This window comes from Halomonas garicola, assembly GCF_031935715.1.
GTDB lineage: Bacteria > Pseudomonadota > Gammaproteobacteria > Pseudomonadales > Halomonadaceae > Vreelandella > Vreelandella garicola.
In genome coordinates this window covers 12,533-29,560 of sequence record NZ_JASSZF010000018.1, presented here as the reverse complement: position 1 = coordinate 29,560, position 17,028 = coordinate 12,533, and the positions used below count along the sequence as shown (strand labels likewise).

Genomic DNA, 17,028 nt, shown 5'->3' with positions numbered 1-17,028 from the left:
CCTGGAATAAACCTACCACCAGCAACGCTTCCACTCGATCCATGAGCTTTTGATCTCCCCCAGACCGGGGTTGGTATCCGCGTGGTAGTAGATCTTGCCGTCAGCCCGCCGGATGGCCTTGCTTATGGCATTGGGTCGGCCATGCAGGCCATATAACGACGTTTCCATTTCAGGATGGTAAAACCGACAAATGATGGGCACGTCAACGGGTGGCTGGGTTTGGCTTAGTTGGATGTAACCAGTAGCCATAATTGCTCTCCTGTCGCTTCTCAGCGAGTGGATGGTTAGGTGCTGCACAAGCTACTGTAGACGCAAACAGGTATCAGCGCCAAGTATGGCGACACGCTGGTTTAAAAATCCTCAACCGGCGCATCCTTCGCCTTCTCTATGGCACGCCCCAGCTGACGCTCAGGTAGATAAAAGGAAGTCTCCACCAGCGGCCCCCAGTCGTCTTCGTACACAGCAATCTCAGCCACGCGCACTCCTTCTGGGGCGTTCATCATCAATTCTTGCGCGTTCTGTATATCTTGCTTCGCTTCCAGGATTCCTTCTTGCTCCATCAGCGTCATGCCGAAATAGCCCTGCCGGTGCTGCTCTGCCTCGAACGCGACCAGCGCCGCCTGCATTTCCTCCTCACTGCTGAACGCACCGGCCTTGGCCCGCTCGATAATGTCCAGCGTCTCATACGGCCCCTCGGCGGACACGATTGCAAAGCTGCGAGTCAGGGCACCAATAACGGTGACGTATAGATCGTCACTGTAATCCGCCACCACGGTTGCGTGCGTCAAGCGGTTGTCGTCACCAAAAAAAAGCTGCCCCTGGAATGGATATTCCAGAAACGTCACACCGTCATGGCACAGCGCGAAAACGCCAAGATCGCCCGAGCAGTCATAGTAGCCCTGGCTGCGGGGAAAATCGTCTACATGCTGGCCGTAGTGCCAGTCCTTGAATAGCCGCGTGCTGTCTTCGGCGGCGAAGGCCGGTACGGTAGCCAGTGCCATGCTGGTCAGCACAGCAGTAGTCAGCCCTTGCTTTTTCATGTCGTTCCCTTTTTTGTCACGGGCATACCAGCCCGTTATTTCTTATCATTTTTACGCTGCCCGCTCCCAAGCCGCTCACCCGGGTCAACTCATCCACGCTGCCCCAAGGCCGCATCTCGATAATCTGCTTGGCGCGGGCAGGTCCGACGTTGTGCAGCTCCGCCAGCTGCTCGGCGCTGGCTTCGTTCAAGTCAATGCAGTACGTCGCATCGTTGGCGGCCTCGCTGGCGGCTTCGTAGTCGCTACCGTCAAGCGTCATCAGCTCCATGTCAGCATCACCCAGCGCGATCCAGACCGGCGCGTGATCCGATACGGCATCCCGTGCTTTCACATGATCGCCGGGCAGCAGATCCGTGAAGCGGATAATGCCGCTGTCGGTGATGTTCAGCCTGTCGCTGTGCCAGATGTTGTCGTACAGGTTGCTCCAGGTGCCGTTGGTGGTGCCGAGCGTCGTAGCACCGTTGGTAATCGCCGGTGATGCCCCCAGCTTGCGCAGGGCTGCCCAGCCGGGATGATCCGGCGACAGGTTGAAGTCGCCCATCAGCAGACGCGGCGTGCCGGGATAAACTTCCTCAAGCCAGCCCCAGTAGTCGGCCAGCGCCTCGATCTCTGGCAGCCGGTCGCTGATTCCGTCGCCGTAGGTCACATGCACGGTGGCCGCTACAAACTGCTGACCGCTATCCAGCTCGATGAACTGAGCCGAGTACGGCTCCCGCGCAAAAATATCCTGGCTGTCCAGAAAGACCACCGCGCCTCTATCGTACTCGATCTCACTGTCTCGCCACAGGAAGCCATAACTCTCGCGGTACGTGCTGCGGCCAAGCGCATCGCTAGCCATGCTGGACCATGATTCGCCGCTGGCGGCTTCGACGGCTCGCTCAAGCTCGGCCAGTGCGGCGGGGTCCATCAGCTCCTGAATAGCCAAAAAATCCGCATGCTGGGCGACATGAGCCACCTCAGCCATGGCCTTGTCGTTATTCCAGCCAAGGTGCTTGATATTCCAGCTGCCGATGATGGTATCTGCCAGCGCAACGGGCGGCACGAGGGCTAAAGCGGCAACCAGGGCCGTGGACGCTTTTTTCATGCAGTGCTCTCATCGAGTCATTTACATTCAGCTTCCCGCATAATCAACGCCTCTACAAGCGCATCCGGCTTGGTGCCTGCCTTCTTCGCTATGCGCTCAAGCTCGCGCACGGTATCGGCCTGCAAGCGCAGCGTGATCGTCTCATCCATCGGATACTCAGCCTGGGAGACGCGATATGGCTGCACCGGCTGGTTCAGCCACTCCACGATGCGGCGCCGAAGATGGGCCGTAATGCTTCTGAACGCATTTGGATGGCCGCGTGTGAACAGCCCATCGCGGTAGCCCTGCTCAACATCAGCACGGCTGTGCATGCCCTGCTCCTGCAGGAATACCCGCGTGTGGGGCGAAAGCCCGTGCCACCAGGGCTGCTGCGGCTCGGCAGGCTGCTGTTTCTGGTAGGCTGCGATCAGCTGGGAGACGCGGTCGTCGCTGGTGTCCAGCTCAGCGGCGATTTGCTGCAGGCTGAGGCCCTGCTGCTGCAGCTCATGGGCTTTGCGGGATTGATCGCGGGGTATGGTCATCTGCCCTCCTTGGCAAGTTAGTCATTCTGTAGGCCAATAAACATGCATCAGTGGCAGCAGCGCGCGGCCTTCTGTGTCGAAATGCTGATAGTTTTCTACCGCTAGATTTGCCAAGTCGTCGATATCAACCAAGGCAACAGGATTGGGAGCACGGTCGGCTTCATAGCGGGCTTCGCGTGTAAAACCACCAGTGCTGATGAATATTCCATTTTGACCGCTACGCACCACGCTAATGAAACTGCGCACGGTAGCTGATCCCATGCTGCCAGCACGATGCTTTACCTCTACCTTGATGTGCGGCTTGGTCAGCCCAAGGCCATCCGGCGATGCTTCCACGTCAACACCACGGTCAGGACCACGGGGAGAAACCTTGGTGTGGTAGCCCATTGCGCGAAGGATAGCTGCGGCAAAATGCTCCATTTCTTCCGGTGACAGTTGCTGAATACGGTCCTTAATCAGCTCATGGCTCTGCGCACGGATATTCTCGCTGAGCTGAACATAGTCTGCTTCAACTTCTTCCGGCTCTTGGGCTGGTTCGGCGGCCTTACCTGTCAGCACTGCGCGCATGTCTTCAATAACTGCATCAGACAAGCGGAAAACAGCCAAGGTCGAGCCAAGGGAGCTACGCGTTGCTTGAGTAAGCGCATCACGGGGAACCTTGCCCTCCCATTTCACCCAGCGCACATGGGCGTAATCTTCGACCTGATTGTCTGCCGAGAGAAACTCGTAATGCCCTTTGTCAATGCCTACTAGGTACTCACGATGCTCCGGGCTATAAGTGATGACGGTATCGCCCGCCTGAACCACATCGCAAAACTTGCGGATCATAGCCACAGCATTACCGGTGCGGCCGGGTTTGGCGTTGCCGTGGTGCTCTATATATGCCTGGCGCAGCTCATCATCGGTGCTGTATTGGCCGAGGTCACCGAGCGCGTTCCACCCCACAGCCACGCAGCTACGGGACTCAAAATTATCGAAAAGCCGGCCACCCTCACCGGCGCGAATCATCCATCCTTGTTTCATGCTGACTCCCAAATGTAAAAGACCAAGGCGATAACCGTACACTACGTCAGTACGGCCGTGCATGAGGTGACACCCCCGATTACCAGCACAGTGATTACTCATCTAGCTGCTGTTCATAGGCTACTATCAGCTGGGAGGCGCGGTCGCCGCTGGTGTCCAGCTCGGCGGCGATTTGCTGCAAGCTGAGGCTCTGCTGTGCAGCTCATGGGCCTGGCGGGATAGATCTTGAGGTGTGGTCATGCGCCCTCCTTGGCTACAGCGCATGCAAAAAAACCGGCATATCAGCGCCACTTCACTTATGCACTTCAGTCAAATCGCCAGCGGCAATGTTTGAACTTCATCACGATTAAGATTTAGCCTCAAATTACCGTTCAAGGCATCCATAACCATCTCGGCCACTGACTGGGCCAGATTGCATGGCACCGCATTTCCTATTTGGCGAAAGACTGAGCTTTGCTTGCCGGCAAAATGAAAATTTTCAGGGAATGTCTGAAGCAAGTGGGCCTCGTCAACAGTCATTCTTCGTAAGAAGTTTGGTGCCTCATCTTTTTCAAAAGGCGCGCCACCTTCCATAAGATGCTGGTGATACTTAATCACCCATCCTTCCGCACCTTCGTACAACTGTTTCTCATCAATTATTGGTGTTCTATTACCACCCATACTTGCATGCAAAGTGCTTGAATAGCAGTCGGGGTCTACTGGTCGGCCTTGACCATTGAATAACATCCCTGCATAAGGTGACTTCCTGAGCACCGGGTTTTTAGCTAGAGAAATTCTTGCCTTGACGGTTTTAGGGTTATTTTCGCTACCCGCAGGACCCAAACGTGCAATAACATCCCTCACAACGGGACTCTTTCTATAAAAACCACCCAAGAAATCACTTAAACTACCTACATATTTCTTACTCTTAAAACCCACTATAAACATTCTCTCTCGGGACTGCGGAACTCCAAAATCCTTAGAGTTAAGAATAAGCAACTCAACATGATAACCCAAGCTCTTCGCCTGTTTAAAAATCGACTCTCTTACCAGCTTAAACTTATCGAGAACGCCTAAGGACTTCACATTCTCCATAACAAAAGAAGAAGGTTGAACTTTTTCTACCACCTCCATAAAGCTCATCACTAATTTACTTCTTTCATCTGCTGGATCCATCCTGCCTGCTACAGAAAAACCTTGGCAAGGAGGGCCACCAAAGACACAGTCCACACCCTGAAAGTCATCGAGATCTGAGATAAGGCCATTAATATCACCGCAGACAACATGCGAGCCTAAATTTTCCCGATATGTTGCGCATGCATCGCTATCAAAATCATTTGCCCACAACACTTCAAAGCCAGCTTTCTTAAAGCCAACATCCATGCCGCCGGCGCCACAAAAAAGAGATATAGCAGTTTTATTCTGCATGTCCATGTCAGCTTTACCAAGCAAAATCAATGCATTTATTCGATTTTGGCATATTTTGTACAAAATGTCAAGATCCGTTCAACAACAACATTCTGAGCCAAATGATCATCCAATGCCTAAGCCTTCAACTATACACGACCAAAGATATCAAAAAGCGATTCAAACTATAATAAATGCCAGAAAAAAAGCTGGCCTTTCTCAGTCTGATTTAGCTCAACTAGTTGGCTTCACGCAACCAGATATTTCAAAGATTGAGCGTTTAGAACGCCGCCTAGACATTACGGAATGCATAGATATATTAAACGCCATATCATCTGGCGAAAAGGATTTTTTTAACAAAATATGGAACAGCATACATGAATGTCACTATAGATAAAAACTTAGCTGAAAGCATTTTGAGAGAAGTGATACATGAGGTAAAAAACAGCAACTGGCAACCTTCTGGACGCCGATCGGAAAAAATAAAAAGTGTTATACTAGGAACTCATAAAACCTATAGATACATACTCACCAACGCCATTTTAGCCAAAGTAGCAAATCCAACCTGCAATCCTTTATCCTTACAGTCCGGTGCAAAATTAAACGGTGCTTTCGACGCAAGATCACTATGTCACAATGTTATTGTCCCTATAGAGCGCGAGCTTCTTGCAGGTAGGCTTGGCGAGTCTAACGAACCATTCTTAAACAAACCTGCACGATTCACAGAACTTTCAGAAGAAAACTCCGTAAGGAAAGGCAGAGACACATTTATTTTATCGCAATCCATAGCGATTATACAGAGCCTCCGTAATAATCGTGAAGCGTCACTAGCACTAAAAGAATGCATATATTGGATTCTTCAACGCCAGCCTAGAGAACTAATATCAAGCGTGAAGCATAAAGAAGGCCATTTTTATCCAGCATCTCTAGCAATTTTTTCACAAAATTTGACCCAACAATCTTTTGAAGGCGAGACAGCTGCAATATTGGCTGGAATAACCTTCAACATTTTGGGAGACGTATCAAAAAGATCCTTAAATGTCATAACCCACAAGGTAAACCAATCCGGCGCTTCTTCCAGAGAAGTCTCAGACATAGACGTTTTTGAAAACGAAAATTTGGTGTTCAGCGCCGAAGTTAAAGATAAAGAATTTAATTTTAGCGATGTACAGCATGCGGTAAATAAAATATCTCGAACCAATCTAGATACATTGATATTTTTAAAAGGACCTAATGGCAAGCTTATAAAAGATACTGAAGAGTCCATCATCCATTACTGGCTGAATAAAGGCATCAACCTACATTTTATTAACGTGAATGATTTTTTTTCGAGCATTGTTGCTGCAACAAACGGTATAGAGCGACACATGATTATCCAATGGGCACACAGCCATATTAGCTCGGCCAAGGTTAAAGACGAAACATTCAATCATATTGTTCGCTGCATAAACGATCTTTAGCGCTACCGCCACTCCCACGGTCGCTGCTGTAGCCCCGGCTCAGCCCACACGCCACGGCCCGCTTCCCGCGCCGCCTCATTCGCGCGGCGGTAGCGGGCTTCGCTGCAATACTGCGGGTACATAGCCGCCTGCCCGGCCTCGACCATCGCCAGATTCAGGCTGGTCTGCCCTGCCATCACTTCGCCTACCAAGCGGCCGTACTGGTCGCGGTCGTGTTCGATAATACGCACGCGCTGCGGCATCATCTGTCGCAAGTGGTCACGGCTGCGCTGCCCCCAGGGCCGCTGCTCCATCTCGGGGGTGTCGATGCAGTACAACCGGACGCGCTCTTGTTTGCCGCTGCAGCTCACGGTGATGGTATCACCGTCATAAATCTTGAGCACGCGGCACTCACCGCTGCCTGTAGCCACCTGCTCACCGGTGGCCGCGAACTCCGGCCAGATCCATGGCAGGCTCAGGCTGGCGGCAGCCACGCCCCAGAACAGCACGATGCGCCGGTGCCGGATATACCGCACTCCTCTCTGCACGGAACGGTATATTGTGCGTGTTTTATCCATGTCTCCTACCTGTCACGAGAAATCTTGCCATTTTGCAGCATCCACGGGCGCAACTCAGCGGGAATCAGATCCACGACCTCATCATTCAATGCCAGATTCGGCACCCCAACGCCGGGGGCGTGGCGCACCTGAACCGTCAGCAGCACGTCACGCAATGGCCGTGCGCCCCAGGTCTCCAGCATTTCCGGCGCAGCGTAAGTCAGGCTGACCGTATCACCGCTGACTGCCACGCTGGGCAGCTGCTCCTTGAGCCCTTTCGCGGTCAGGCTGCCAATCAGGTAAACCTCTCCCAGCGGCTGCAGCGGTTCCAAAGCGGCCACCAACGCCGCCGGCGAGGTGTGCGATGCCGTCAGCTCGCGGGTCGTCGTGATCTGCGCCTCACCCTTTACCGCTACGGCGCTATCCGCGTACCAGTCACAGCCACCACCACGGCACACCGTCTGCGGCCCGCTCGATGTCGCTACCAGCAGCCCACTACTTTGCCATGGACCAATAATCGGATAGTCGCCGCCCACATCTTCCAGCGTCAGGTTATCGCGCCCGGCCAGCCGCAGCTCCCAACGATGCTCGCCCTTCTCCGCATCGTAGCGGGCGCGAGCGGCGGCCATGTCACCAATCGCGGCGGTAATCACCCCGCCGGTGCCTGGCTTACTCTGCGCAAGTCCAATCATCGGCACCGTTGCCACGATCAGCACCACGGCAAACACCAGCTCCCCCCAGCCCATCGCGCGCATGCGGTAGCGCTCGTTACCGGGCAGCACGCAACGCCATCGCGCCGGCCAGAACCACTCCACACCGGCCGGCGTCAGCATGTCCGCCGCAGCATGCGAGGCATAGCCGGCCACCACGGCCAGCCATGCGCCGCGCGGCAGCAGCGGCCACAGCAGCAATGCCAGCACGACGCAGGCGAGCAGCGAATGAGTCAGGGTGCGGTGGCCGAAGCGATATTCCAGCGGCTCGGATATCCACGGGAACAAACGGCCAATATGGCTTTGTCGCTTGTCGAGGTCGGGTAGCAGCGCGGCAGTCGCGGCCAGACACGCCTCCGGCCAGCTGGGCGCGTGGCTCACGGCCAGGCTCACGGCAACAAAGGTGGTCTGCCCGATAACAAGGTGTGTGGGAGTCAGCATCAGCGCCGGCTCCGCATCTGGAAGAAAAAGAATCGCAGCCCCATGAACAGCGCAGTGGCCACGCCAGACAACACCAGCATTTCCACCTCACCTACGCCACGGGCGATGTAGCGAGTTGCCATGAAAATCACCAGTATCACCACCAGCAGCGGCGTCATGTCCACGTATTGAATGCCTGCCTGGTGGTACAGCGAGCGTGCCTTGGCCGGCGTGATTTCCGGCTCCTTGCTGGCCTCCTCCATCAGCCCCCGGATCGCCGCCGGCACGCCGCCGCTGGCCTGGGCAACGTGGCGCAGGAACCGGTCACGGGTAGGCTCGTCGGAAAATCGCAGCGGATGATGTGCCATCCAGCGCTCGGCCAGCTGGCGGCTTTCGGCCAGCGGCAGCGGCTTGAGCTCAACGGTAGTCTGGAAGCGCCACACCAGCTGCTCAATGCGGCTGCGACGGTTGCTTTCGTCCATGCAGGCCACCATCTGGGCGCAGTCGAGCAGCACTGTAAACAGCTCCGCCTGACTGGGCGGCACCTCCAGCGTCTCCAACAGAACCAGAAAGCGCCGCTTGCGCAGGCTGGTTTCCAGCAGCGCCATGGTGTCTGCCACCGGCAAGCGACGCAGAGGCCGCACCAAATCCGTCCACGGCAGGCTGCCCTCGCGCCGGGCACGCGCCAAAGTGCGCGGCGGCAGCAATGCCGCCGGCACTTCAAGGCCACAGGATTCATGGATCTGGCCGGCCAAGGCCAACAGCGTGCTTTTCGTTGTGCCGGCAGGCACGAACAGCACCGGCAGTTCGCTGTCTCCAAGCCGGCTACGCAGGTGCCGCAAGAACGCCGACTTGCCGATGCCGGCGCGGCCGGTTATCAGGACATTGGCGCCACGCCGGATGGCATCTAGTGCAGCGTCGGCGTCGTGTGCGCGGCCAATAAATCCCGTAACGTCATCCATTGACGGCCTCCGTATTCTCGCGCCACGCGGTCCCGGGCGGCGTTGAGCGCCTGCTGCGCTTTCTGATACTCCATCTCGGTGCGCTGGGCGGTTTCCGTCGCGCTCCACAGCGTATCCGGCTCGCTGATGCCCTCCTCAACCTGCCGCTGCCGGTACTCCAGCTGATCGCGGTAAAAATCCCGCATGGTCTCGGCTTCAAGTGCCGCAGCACTCAGCGTTTCCAGCTCAGCCAGTGCGGCCATGAAGGCCGTGGTGATCAAGGCCCGCTTCTCTACCCAGGCACTACGCGCCGTGGCGCTGCGCAGCTCATGGCTACGGTCAAACAGCGGGATGGTGACACGAATACCGGCGTTGGCTCCGGCGGCACCGCCTTCAGTCGTGCCTCGCTGAGTCCAGCCCAGCGTGATGTCGCTGGACCAGTCGCGCTGCCGCGTCGTCTCGCGGTATTCGCTGCGATGTGCCTGCAGCACCGGGTGGGCTTTGTGTACCAGCGCCAAGGCATCATCCAGCGGCGCGGCATGAGCGAAAAGTGGAGCGGCCAGTGCAACGGCGGCCGCCATGCCTGCCGGGCGGATCATCCGAACATATCCTGCTGCGTGGGCTGCATGCTGACCAGAACCAGCGACGACTGCTGCAGTACCAGCAGCTCTTTCACCTGGGCCAGCGCGTCGTTATCCATGCCTTCGGATTCCAGCACGATTTGCAGCTTGCCTTCGTCGGTTGTGGTGATCTTCTTGACCTTGGTGGTCAGCTCGTCCACCCGCGACTCGACGGGCAGCGTCTGGCCGTCCGGGCTGATGTGAATCATGTTGCCTTCATGGCGCGATGTAGCGGTCATAATTAGCGTCCTTTCTAATGTAAAACGGCTTGTTGAGCGGTATGGCCGGGCAGCATGTGCGGACTCGGCACGGTATCCATCAGCGGCTCGCCTTCATCGCCGCCCAGGTATTCAACAATCACCTGCTGCGCTTCCTGCCAGCCTCGGCACACCTCGGCTCGGTAGCCCTGCGCGATAAGTGCCAGCAACCAGCTGCGCTGCGTCGATGACAGCCGGCCGGTGCCGGTTTTCATCTCGATATACAGCCCCGACCAGGGCGGGCGTGTGACGGGCAGGCAAATGTCCGGCACGCCCGGCTTGACGCCTTCGGCCTTGAGCATGGCGGCGGTGATCTTGTTGCGCTTGCCGCCGTTTGGAATGGCAAACATCAGGGCCAGCTCCGGCCAGCGGTGCGTATGAAACTCCGCCCAGCTGAACAAAGTCGCCTGCTCCTGATGTTCCGTTGCCCTGTTTTTCATGGTCGATGAACCTCCGTTTTCAATGCCTGTAAAACAGACCGGGCATACGCGGCGTCCTGCCGCTTGGGGCGTGGTAGCCGATACACCTGCACCTGTGGGGCACAGGCCTCGCGGTAACGCTCACGAATCTCTGCCACCGTAGGGAAAAAGCGCTGCTGCGCGACAATGGCCTTGGTCACGCCGAGAAACGTCTGGTCGTCCAGCTGCCGCAGCTGGTCCCAATAAACCGCCAGGCGCTCGCGGCTCAGCTCAGTGCCATACGCGGCCGCCAGATATGCCATGCCTTTTTGAAACGTCGTGCTCTGCATACTCCTGCCCTCCTGCAAACAGCGAGTCCAGCGCTTCCAACGTGCCGCCAATTCGCTGCGCTTCACCGTGTCGCGGCCGCTGGGCGGTGGCCGCCAACGGCTCGATATCCGTTTCCAGTTCATCCTCCCACCCGCGCCGGCGCAGCCAGGTTGCCGGGTACGGGATAAACTGCCCGCTCTCCTTGCGCCAATCCGGTGACGCCCGGGCCATCGCCACGGCGTGCAGGATTCGCTCGGTCAGCGCGTCATCAGGCTGCAGCCGTTGCCACGCCTTGCGCGCATCCGACTTGCCACGGCGCTTCGGGTACGCCGCCCAGAACACCGCAAAGGACTCTTCCTGAGCAGCTTTGCCGCTTTTCGCCTGCGGCTCGGCTGACGCATTCAGCTCAATCTCCGGTGAAGCGCAAGACAGGGGTTCTCTGTTCTTGCTCTGTTCCTGGTATGTTCGGGTGGGCATTTCACCCGCCGTTTCGGGGGTAAAACACCCGCCTTTTTGTGGCGATTCACCCGCCCTTTCCTGCGTTTCAGCGGGTATATTGCCCGCCCTTTGTGGCGATTCACCCGCCGTTTGCATTACCTGCCACAGTCGGTAGCGTGACGTTGCGGAGCGTCCACCGCCGGCCTCAATCGTCAGCCAGCCAAAGCCTTCCAGACGCCGGAGCGTGCGCTGTACGTCGCGTCGGTCGATGCCGGTCAGCTGCGCAAGCGTTGCCACTGCCGGCCAGCAGGCGCGGTCAGCATCGGCGTGGGCGTACAGCACGCCCAGTACGCGCAGATCCCGAGCGCCCAGCCGGCGATCAGTAAACGCGGCCGTTGGCATCCAGGCATGCGCCGGGACAGCCATCAGGCTACCTCGTCGGCAATGAGCGCAGACAGCGGCACTTCCAGCGCTGCTGCAATGCTCCGCAGACGCTCCAGCGTGACCGAGCGCTCTCCCCGTTCGATCCGGCTGATAATGCTTTGGTCACAATCAAGGCGGTAGGCTAATTCCGTCTGGGACCATCCTTTGGCCCGCCGTATTTCGCGCAGCATCATGGCCTCACCTCCTCCATGGTAGTAATATTATCGAGTAATGCAGTAATTTTTTTGGGCGCAAAATATGATTCGCCCGCATAATGCAGCACTTTCTCTCTCTCACTTTGAAGCATGCAGACCCATGAACGTCGATCCGCACAGTTTTCGTACCGCCCGGCGAAATAGCCAGCTGACACAAAAGCAGCTGGCAGAGAGAGCTGGCATCCAGCAAAGCCACGTCTCACACATCGAAAAGGGGCTTCGGGGACTCTCCGACGACCTTCTCGACCGCATCGCCGGCATTCTCCATGTCACCACCGAATACCTACGCGGCGTTGACCAGGAAGCCAGCATCCAGCATCACATCATCATCGGCCCTGATATTCCGGCTGGCCTTCGCGCACTGGCCTGTGACGATGCCTTCGTCAAAGCCATAGGTGTCACCGATCAGGAATGGCACGCACTGCTGTCCATCGACCTGCCCAAGCCGACAAATCGGGACGGCTATATGCAGCTTCTGCTCACCATCCGGGCGATCTGCCAACGTGACTAAAACGTGACTTACGTCAGTCACGTTCTGGCCACTATTGTCACGAAGGGTCACGTTTTCACGGGAAGGGGCGCTATAAGATGTTGATTTTATAGGCTTACAAGAGAGGGAAATGGATTCGGGAGGCAGAGGTCGTAGGTTCGAATCCTGCTATTCCGACCAACATCAGAAAAAGGGCTTACGCTGCGGCGTAAGCCCTTTTTTGTGGGTCATCGTTACCATAATGGGTAGCTAGGGCAGCCATAAACCGGCGGGAATTGGCGTATTAAACGGCAGGCCTACGGCCTGCTTTCGCGCAATAAATTGCGCTCCCACCGGCACGGTACTCGACTTACGGCACTTTCTTAAAGCAGCTCTTTACGCAGCTGGGCGGGATCCTTGGGCGAGAGGAGACCCGGGGCGATGTCGAACACCGAGCGGGCGCCGGATTCGCCTTTGCTCGCCAGCCGATGCGCGGCGCGGGTGTAGGCGACCAGCGCGCTGGCAGTGAACTCGGGATTGCTGCCAAGCGCAAGCGAATATTCGATCGATTGCTTGTTGCCGTCACCGGTGACCCCGCTGCGGATGACAAAGCCGCCGTGGGGCATGGCGCTGTGATCCCGGGCGAAGGTTTCTTCATCGATGAAGTGGACCTCGGTGTCGTAGTCGGCGAAGTAGTGGGGCATGGTGACGATGGTTTCGCGCACGGTGTCGGCGTCGGCGCCCTCTTCCAGCACCACATAGCATTCGCGGACGTGCTTTTCCCGGGTGCTGAGCGTGGGCTGCTCGCCGTTGCGCACCCGGGCAATGGCGTCGTCGGAGGGCAGGGTGTATTGCACGCCCTGTTTCACGCCGTCGACGCTACGCACGGCCTGGGAATGCCCCTGGCTCAGGCCCTTGCCCCAGAAGGAGTAGGTTTCCCCCTCGGCCAGTACGGCTTCGCCGAAGGCGCGGTTGAGCGAGAACAGGCCCGGGTCCCAGCCCACCGACATCAGGGCGATAGTGCCGGCTTTTTTGGCCGGGGCATCCAGCGCGGCATGGTACTCGTTTACCGTGGCGTGGGTGTCGAAGCTGTCCACGGTGGTGAAAAACTGCGCCAGGTACGGCCCCTGCTCGGGCAGATCGGTCTTGGAGCCGCCGCAGAGCACCATGACGTCCACTTCGTCCTTGAACTGTTCCACGTCGCTCATGGAGTACACCGGCACCTGGCTGTCCAGCAGCGTGACGCTTGCCGGGTCCCGGCGGCTGAACACGCCTACCAGTTGCATGTCGGGGTTTTGCCCCAGGGCGGCTTCAACGCCGCGCCCGAGGTTGCCGTAGCCGGCAATGGCGACTCGGATGGTCTTGGCATTTGTCTCGGCCATGTAACACTTTGCCTTTTTGTCGATGAATGAAGACGTCGGTATGACTCCGCTACGTTACTCCGCTACGTTGAACACGCTTTTCAGGTAGTGGACGTATTCCGGATCGTGGGTGGCGGCCTTGCCCGGCTCGTCGGATATTTTAGCGACCGGCTGGCCGTTGCACGAGACCATCTTGATGACGATATTCATGGGCGTCACCCCGGGAAGATCGCAGGTCAGGTTGGTACCGATGCCGAAACTGGTGGAAATGCGGCCCTCCAGTGCGCACTTGGTCGCCATGGCGCTATCAAACGTCAGCCCGTCGCTGAAAATCAGCGTTTTGGTTTTGGGGTCAATGCCCAGCTCTTCATAGTGGCGTATGCATTTCTCGGCAAAGACCAGCGGATCGCCGCTGTCGTGGCGCAGGCCGTCAAACAGCTTGGCGAAGTAGAGATCAAAATCCTCGAGGAAGGCATCCAGCGTCACGGTATCGGTCAGCGCTATCCCAAGGTGCCCGCGATATTCCTGCACCCAGGACTCCAGCGCGGCGCGCTGGCTGTCCACCAGCCGGCTGCCCAGCTGCTGGTGCGCCATGACCCATTCGTGGGCCATGGTGCCCATGGGGGCAAGGTTGTAGCGCCGGGCCAGATCCACGTTGCTGGTGCCCACGAACTGGCCGGGAAACTCCTCGGCCAGCACGTCGACCACGGCCTCCTGCACCGGCTGGGACAGCCGCCGGCGGGTGCCGAAGTCCGCAAGGCGGAAGTTTTCCAGCTGGGTCGGCGTATAGTCCCGGCGCAGCGCGGCGAATTTACTCCGCAGCCGGGTAACCGCCTGGTCCACGGTGGCGTGGGGGTAAAGCACCTGGTTACGCACCTCGCTGATGATCGCCAGAATCGCGATTTCAAACAGGATGCTGTGGGTCCAGGGGCCATCAATGATGATGCACAGGTCGCTGCCCTCCATGTACATGGACACGTACTCGGGGCAAAAGCGGTACAGCTCGAGAAAGCGGATGAAATCCGGCGACATGTAAGCAAAGCTGCCCAGATACTCGGACTCGGCTGAGGTCAGCGACAGCGAGCGCAGGCTTTCCACCTGGGCACGTATCTCGTCCAGATAGGGGCTTAAGTCCTCGGCGTTGCGGCAGCGAAACTCCCACACCACGCTGGCGTTGGCGTATTTGTGATGCACGCCCTGCATCATGGTGAGCTTGTACCAGTCGGTATCCAGAAGCGAAGTAATGACCTGTTCCGGCGCGCGGTAGGTGGCCGCCATGCAAGAGACTCCTGACAGTAATAATTGACGGTAACGGCGGCAGTGGCGGGCTGCCGTTACTCTGACCCGCTGGCGTCATGATAGACGTGCCGTCGCGGTATAACGTGCGGTAACGGTATGACGTACGGTAATAACATAGCGTAAGGAAACGCGGCGGCTAGCCGACGCGGTGGCGCCTTGGCGCCTCGGGGGAGGCATCGCTGTGATCGGCGGCAGACGGGTCGTGACGCTCGCCGGTGAGGCGGTACCACTCGGCTTCGTCCAGATAGTGCAAACACCAGCGGGAAAGCGCAGCGGCGGCGGCGTCAGCGCTTTTCTGGTTGCTGCGGTAGCAGCCGGCAATATCCAGCAGGTCCTGACGGGCCGTTCGCGCCCGGGCACAGCCGCCGTGAACGCTGGCCAGCGGGCGGCGCGGGTCATAGGCCGCGTTGGTCAACGCAGTCAGCCAATAGCCCAGCTCGTGGGCCTGTATCCCACCGTAAACTGCCACCTGCCTGCTCTCCTTTGCCATTAACGTTGCCAGGCATATTCTTATGGACGCTGTTCTGAACATGAGTATACGCCCGGCACCCTAGCCTGCCCGATTCAGGCGCTATTGTCATCTACCCCGCGGCCGCTAGCCGTCAACGCCGGCGCCTGCCAGCGCTGCGCCCAGCGGCGCTTCTCGGCGGGGCTTTGCTGCTTGAGCGCGTATTCAGCCCGGCTGGCCTCGGCGCGCCCGGCAAAGGGCTGCGCCCCCAGCAGCGCCACCGGCGGATTGGCCCGGGTATAGCGTGCGCCCTTGCCGGCGCAGTGGGCGCGGTAGCGCCGGGGCAAATCGTTGGTGATACCGGCGTAGGTGCCGCGCCGGCACTCCAGCAGGTAAAGGTACCAGGGCGCCGCCGCGGGCGCGCCAGCCTGGCTCATGCCTCGCCCCCGCTTTCCTGCTCAAGCGCCCTGCCCATGCGCCCCAGAAACTCGAGGCAGGCGGCGAGCTGCGCCTTTTCGACGTATTCGTCAGGCTGGTGGGCCTGGGCGATGCTGCCCGGGCCCAGAATCAGCGTCTCGAGCCCCGCTCCCTGAAACTGCCCCGCCTCGGTGGCGTAGGCCACGGCGTGGCGCCCGCAGGTTTCGGGCAGGTTGGCCTCGACCAGCGCCAGCACCTGGCGGTTATCGCGGTCGGCAAGCCCCGGCACGGTCACGTTGAGCGCCTTCGTTTCGATCGTCAGCGGCTTATCGGCGGCTTTCACCTCGCGGATCAGCGCTTCGCAGCGCGCCTCGAAGCGCCGGTAAAGCGCCTCGAAGGTATCGCTTGGCAAATGGCGAATCTCCCACTCGAAGGTGCACTCCCGGGCGGTAATGTTGATCGCGGTGCCGCCCTCTATCTTGCCTACGTGCAGGCTGGAATGCGCCACGTTAAAGGCCTCGTCCACCCGGCCTTCCGCCACCAGCTCGGTCATGGTGTCCTCAATAAAGGTCACCAGCCGGGCGGCCACGTGAACAGCGGATACGCCCTGATCCACCTGGCTGCTGTGGGCCTCGCGCCCGGTCACCGTGGTGCGCAGGTTGGTCGCCCCTTTTTGCGCCACGACCGGCCGCATGTCCGTCGGCTCGCCGACGATGACGTGAGCGCTTGGCGCATGGGGATAGCGCTTCATGAAGCCTTCGATCAGCGCCGGCGCGCCGACGCAACCGACTTCCTCATCGTAGGAAAACGCCAGATACACTGGCCGCTTGAGCGCGGCCCTCGTCCACTCGGGCACCCGGGACAGCACGCAGGCGATAAAACCCTTCATATCGCAGGTGCCGCGCCCGTAAAGCCGATCGCCGCCGCCTTCGCGCAGGGTGAAAGGGTCGCTCGACCACGGCTGGCCCGCCACCGGCACCACGTCGGTATGGCCGGACAGCACCACCCCGCCCGGCGCTTCGGGGCCGATGCGCGCCATGAGGTTGGCCTTTTCCCCGCAGGGGCTCGTCACCCGTTCGGCGGTCACGCCGTAGCGCGCCAGGTACGCTTCGACGTACTCGATCAGCGCCAGGTTGGAACGGTGCGACGTGGTATCGAACGCCACCAGATCCTCAAGCAACGCCACTGCCTGCTCCATGCCTCACTCCGATTTAATGGCCAATGTCTTCGCC

23 protein-coding genes are annotated in these 17,028 nt (G+C 58.6%); 3 read left to right on the top strand and 20 right to left on the bottom strand.

Annotated elements, in window-relative coordinates; translation table 11 throughout:
- Positions 1 to 12: 12 nt before the first annotated feature.
- The 6 genes from RS027_RS08105 to RS027_RS08080 form a co-directional block, all read right to left on the bottom strand.
- On the bottom strand, positions 13 to 249 hold the full coding sequence (locus RS027_RS08105; RefSeq protein WP_311955878.1) for a hypothetical protein: 237 nt from the start codon (positions 247 to 249) through the stop codon (positions 13 to 15).
- Positions 250 to 350: 101 nt separating this feature from the next.
- Positions 351 to 1,040: a hypothetical protein gene (locus RS027_RS08100; protein WP_311955877.1), complete on the bottom strand. Its 690-nt coding sequence runs from the start codon at positions 1,038 to 1,040 to the stop codon at positions 351 to 353.
- A 16-nt stretch (positions 1,041 to 1,056) separates the two neighbouring features.
- Positions 1,057 to 2,124 carry a helix-hairpin-helix domain-containing protein gene (locus RS027_RS08095; RefSeq protein ID WP_311955875.1) on the bottom strand — a complete coding sequence of 356 codons (1,068 nt, stop codon included), beginning with the start codon at positions 2,122 to 2,124 and terminating at the stop codon, positions 1,057 to 1,059.
- A gap of 17 nt (positions 2,125 to 2,141) precedes the next feature.
- Positions 2,142 to 2,645 carry a hypothetical protein gene (locus RS027_RS08090; protein ID WP_311955874.1) on the bottom strand — a complete coding sequence of 168 codons (504 nt, stop codon included), beginning with the start codon at positions 2,643 to 2,645 and terminating at the stop codon, positions 2,142 to 2,144.
- A gap of 21 nt (positions 2,646 to 2,666) precedes the next feature.
- Positions 2,667 to 3,668: a restriction endonuclease gene (locus RS027_RS08085; RefSeq protein WP_311955872.1), complete on the bottom strand. Its 1,002-nt coding sequence runs from the start codon at positions 3,666 to 3,668 to the stop codon at positions 2,667 to 2,669.
- 309 nt (positions 3,669 to 3,977) lie between these two features.
- Positions 3,978 to 5,075: a DNA cytosine methyltransferase gene (locus RS027_RS08080; protein WP_311955870.1), complete on the bottom strand. Its 1,098-nt coding sequence runs from the start codon at positions 5,073 to 5,075 to the stop codon at positions 3,978 to 3,980.
- Between RS027_RS08080 and RS027_RS08075 the strand changes: the two genes are divergently transcribed.
- On the top strand, positions 5,074 to 5,451 hold the full coding sequence (locus tag RS027_RS08075) for a helix-turn-helix domain-containing protein (protein WP_311955868.1): 378 nt from the start codon (positions 5,074 to 5,076) through the stop codon (positions 5,449 to 5,451). The genes RS027_RS08080 and RS027_RS08075 overlap by 2 nt on opposite strands.
- Positions 5,432 to 6,514 (top strand): restriction endonuclease, SacI family, encoded by a 1,083-nt coding sequence (locus RS027_RS08070; protein ID WP_311955866.1) that lies wholly within the window; start codon positions 5,432 to 5,434, stop codon positions 6,512 to 6,514. The genes RS027_RS08075 and RS027_RS08070 overlap by 20 nt, the downstream gene beginning before the upstream one ends.
- Before the next feature lie 2 nt (positions 6,515 to 6,516).
- On the opposite strand, the gene RS027_RS08065 is transcribed toward RS027_RS08070, so the two are convergent.
- The 9 genes from RS027_RS08065 to RS027_RS08025 are packed head-to-tail and all read right to left on the bottom strand — an operon-like array spanning position 6,517 to position 11,781.
- The gene (locus RS027_RS08065; RefSeq protein WP_311955864.1) at positions 6,517 to 7,071 is read right to left on the bottom strand and encodes a thermonuclease family protein; all 555 of its coding nucleotides are present in this window, start codon (positions 7,069 to 7,071) and stop codon (positions 6,517 to 6,519) included.
- 5 nt (positions 7,072 to 7,076) lie between these two features.
- On the bottom strand, positions 7,077 to 8,201 hold the full coding sequence (locus RS027_RS08060) for a metal-dependent hydrolase (protein WP_311955862.1): 1,125 nt from the start codon (positions 8,199 to 8,201) through the stop codon (positions 7,077 to 7,079).
- Positions 8,201 to 9,142, bottom strand: coding sequence for an AAA family ATPase (locus RS027_RS08055; RefSeq protein ID WP_311955860.1), 942 nt, complete (start codon positions 9,140 to 9,142; stop codon positions 8,201 to 8,203). Before RS027_RS08055 ends, RS027_RS08060 begins: the two co-directional genes overlap by 1 nt.
- Complete coding sequence (locus tag RS027_RS08050; RefSeq protein WP_311955858.1) at positions 9,088 to 9,720, bottom strand: TolC family protein; 633 nt, start codon at positions 9,718 to 9,720, stop codon at positions 9,088 to 9,090. The genes RS027_RS08055 and RS027_RS08050 overlap by 55 nt, the downstream gene beginning before the upstream one ends.
- Positions 9,717 to 9,980: a hypothetical protein gene (locus RS027_RS08045; RefSeq protein ID WP_311955856.1), complete on the bottom strand. Its 264-nt coding sequence runs from the start codon at positions 9,978 to 9,980 to the stop codon at positions 9,717 to 9,719. Before RS027_RS08045 ends, RS027_RS08050 begins: the two co-directional genes overlap by 4 nt.
- A 14-nt stretch (positions 9,981 to 9,994) precedes the next feature.
- Positions 9,995 to 10,438, bottom strand: a complete 444-nt coding sequence (locus tag RS027_RS08040; protein ID WP_311955854.1) for a VRR-NUC domain-containing protein — start codon at positions 10,436 to 10,438, stop codon at positions 9,995 to 9,997.
- Positions 10,435 to 10,746 carry a hypothetical protein gene (locus RS027_RS08035; protein ID WP_311955851.1) on the bottom strand — a complete coding sequence of 104 codons (312 nt, stop codon included), beginning with the start codon at positions 10,744 to 10,746 and terminating at the stop codon, positions 10,435 to 10,437. Before RS027_RS08035 ends, RS027_RS08040 begins: the two co-directional genes overlap by 4 nt.
- Positions 10,688 to 11,590, bottom strand: a complete 903-nt coding sequence (locus tag RS027_RS08030) for a helix-turn-helix domain-containing protein (RefSeq protein WP_311955849.1) — start codon at positions 11,588 to 11,590, stop codon at positions 10,688 to 10,690. Before RS027_RS08030 ends, RS027_RS08035 begins: the two co-directional genes overlap by 59 nt.
- Positions 11,590 to 11,781, bottom strand: a complete 192-nt coding sequence (locus tag RS027_RS08025; protein WP_311955847.1) for a helix-turn-helix domain-containing protein — start codon at positions 11,779 to 11,781, stop codon at positions 11,590 to 11,592. Before RS027_RS08025 ends, RS027_RS08030 begins: the two co-directional genes overlap by 1 nt.
- A gap of 121 nt (positions 11,782 to 11,902) precedes the next feature.
- On the opposite strand from RS027_RS08025, the gene RS027_RS08020 reads away from it, so the two are divergent.
- Positions 11,903 to 12,313: a helix-turn-helix domain-containing protein gene (locus tag RS027_RS08020; protein ID WP_311955846.1), complete on the top strand. Its 411-nt coding sequence runs from the start codon at positions 11,903 to 11,905 to the stop codon at positions 12,311 to 12,313.
- Positions 12,314 to 12,654: 341 nt separating this feature from the next.
- On the opposite strand, the gene RS027_RS08015 is transcribed toward RS027_RS08020, so the two are convergent.
- The 5 genes from RS027_RS08015 to argE all read right to left on the bottom strand — a co-directional run bounded on the left by RS027_RS08015 (position 12,655) and on the right by argE (position 16,994).
- Positions 12,655 to 13,653, bottom strand: a complete 999-nt coding sequence (locus RS027_RS08015; protein WP_311955844.1) for a diaminopimelate dehydrogenase — start codon at positions 13,651 to 13,653, stop codon at positions 12,655 to 12,657.
- Between the two features lie 54 nt (positions 13,654 to 13,707).
- On the bottom strand, positions 13,708 to 14,910 hold the full coding sequence (gene pncB / locus RS027_RS08010) for a nicotinate phosphoribosyltransferase (RefSeq protein ID WP_311955842.1): 1,203 nt from the start codon (positions 14,908 to 14,910) through the stop codon (positions 13,708 to 13,710).
- Positions 14,911 to 15,067: 157 nt separating this feature from the next.
- Positions 15,068 to 15,400, bottom strand: coding sequence for a hypothetical protein (locus RS027_RS08005; protein WP_311955840.1), 333 nt, complete (start codon positions 15,398 to 15,400; stop codon positions 15,068 to 15,070).
- Between the two features lie 95 nt (positions 15,401 to 15,495).
- Positions 15,496 to 15,816, bottom strand: coding sequence for a GIY-YIG nuclease family protein (locus RS027_RS08000; RefSeq protein ID WP_311955839.1), 321 nt, complete (start codon positions 15,814 to 15,816; stop codon positions 15,496 to 15,498).
- Complete coding sequence (gene argE / locus RS027_RS07995; RefSeq protein WP_311955837.1) at positions 15,813 to 16,994, bottom strand: acetylornithine deacetylase; 1,182 nt, start codon at positions 16,992 to 16,994, stop codon at positions 15,813 to 15,815. The genes RS027_RS08000 and argE overlap by 4 nt, the downstream gene beginning before the upstream one ends.
- Positions 16,995 to 17,028 lie beyond the last annotated feature (34 nt).

Bases quoted from the DNA above. Each gene is read 5' to 3' on its own strand.
- pncB (WP_311955842.1), bottom strand. From the start codon at position 14,910: ATGGCGGCCACCTACCGCGCGCCGGAACAGGTCATTACTTCGCTTCTG.
- RS027_RS08055 (WP_311955860.1), bottom strand. From the start codon at position 9,142: ATGGATGACGTTACGGGATTTATTGGCCGCGCACACGACGCCGACGCT.
- RS027_RS08030 (WP_311955849.1), bottom strand. From the start codon at position 11,590: ATGGCTGTCCCGGCGCATGCCTGGATGCCAACGGCCGCGTTTACTGAT.
- RS027_RS08050 (WP_311955858.1), bottom strand. From the start codon at position 9,720: ATGATCCGCCCGGCAGGCATGGCGGCCGCCGTTGCACTGGCCGCTCCA.
- RS027_RS08070 (WP_311955866.1), top strand. From the start codon at position 5,432: ATGAATGTCACTATAGATAAAAACTTAGCTGAAAGCATTTTGAGAGAA.
- RS027_RS08100 (WP_311955877.1), bottom strand. From the start codon at position 1,040: ATGAAAAAGCAAGGGCTGACTACTGCTGTGCTGACCAGCATGGCACTG.
- RS027_RS08065 (WP_311955864.1), bottom strand. From the start codon at position 7,071: ATGGATAAAACACGCACAATATACCGTTCCGTGCAGAGAGGAGTGCGG.
- RS027_RS08040 (WP_311955854.1), bottom strand. From the start codon at position 10,438: ATGAAAAACAGGGCAACGGAACATCAGGAGCAGGCGACTTTGTTCAGC.
- RS027_RS08080 (WP_311955870.1), bottom strand. From the start codon at position 5,075: ATGCAGAATAAAACTGCTATATCTCTTTTTTGTGGCGCCGGCGGCATG.
- RS027_RS08025 (WP_311955847.1), bottom strand. From the start codon at position 11,781: ATGATGCTGCGCGAAATACGGCGGGCCAAAGGATGGTCCCAGACGGAA.
- RS027_RS08015 (WP_311955844.1), bottom strand. From the start codon at position 13,653: ATGGCCGAGACAAATGCCAAGACCATCCGAGTCGCCATTGCCGGCTAC.
- RS027_RS08035 (WP_311955851.1), bottom strand. From the start codon at position 10,746: ATGCAGAGCACGACGTTTCAAAAAGGCATGGCATATCTGGCGGCCGCG.
- RS027_RS08105 (WP_311955878.1), bottom strand. From the start codon at position 249: ATGGCTACTGGTTACATCCAACTAAGCCAAACCCAGCCACCCGTTGAC.
- RS027_RS08020 (WP_311955846.1), top strand. From the start codon at position 11,903: ATGAACGTCGATCCGCACAGTTTTCGTACCGCCCGGCGAAATAGCCAG.
- RS027_RS08000 (WP_311955839.1), bottom strand. From the start codon at position 15,816: ATGAGCCAGGCTGGCGCGCCCGCGGCGGCGCCCTGGTACCTTTACCTG.
- RS027_RS08075 (WP_311955868.1), top strand. From the start codon at position 5,074: ATGTCCATGTCAGCTTTACCAAGCAAAATCAATGCATTTATTCGATTT.
- RS027_RS08045 (WP_311955856.1), bottom strand. From the start codon at position 9,980: ATGACCGCTACATCGCGCCATGAAGGCAACATGATTCACATCAGCCCG.
- RS027_RS08095 (WP_311955875.1), bottom strand. From the start codon at position 2,124: ATGAAAAAAGCGTCCACGGCCCTGGTTGCCGCTTTAGCCCTCGTGCCG.
- RS027_RS08085 (WP_311955872.1), bottom strand. From the start codon at position 3,668: ATGAAACAAGGATGGATGATTCGCGCCGGTGAGGGTGGCCGGCTTTTC.
- RS027_RS08090 (WP_311955874.1), bottom strand. From the start codon at position 2,645: ATGACCATACCCCGCGATCAATCCCGCAAAGCCCATGAGCTGCAGCAG.
- argE (WP_311955837.1), bottom strand. From the start codon at position 16,994: ATGGAGCAGGCAGTGGCGTTGCTTGAGGATCTGGTGGCGTTCGATACC.
- RS027_RS08060 (WP_311955862.1), bottom strand. From the start codon at position 8,201: ATGCTGACTCCCACACACCTTGTTATCGGGCAGACCACCTTTGTTGCC.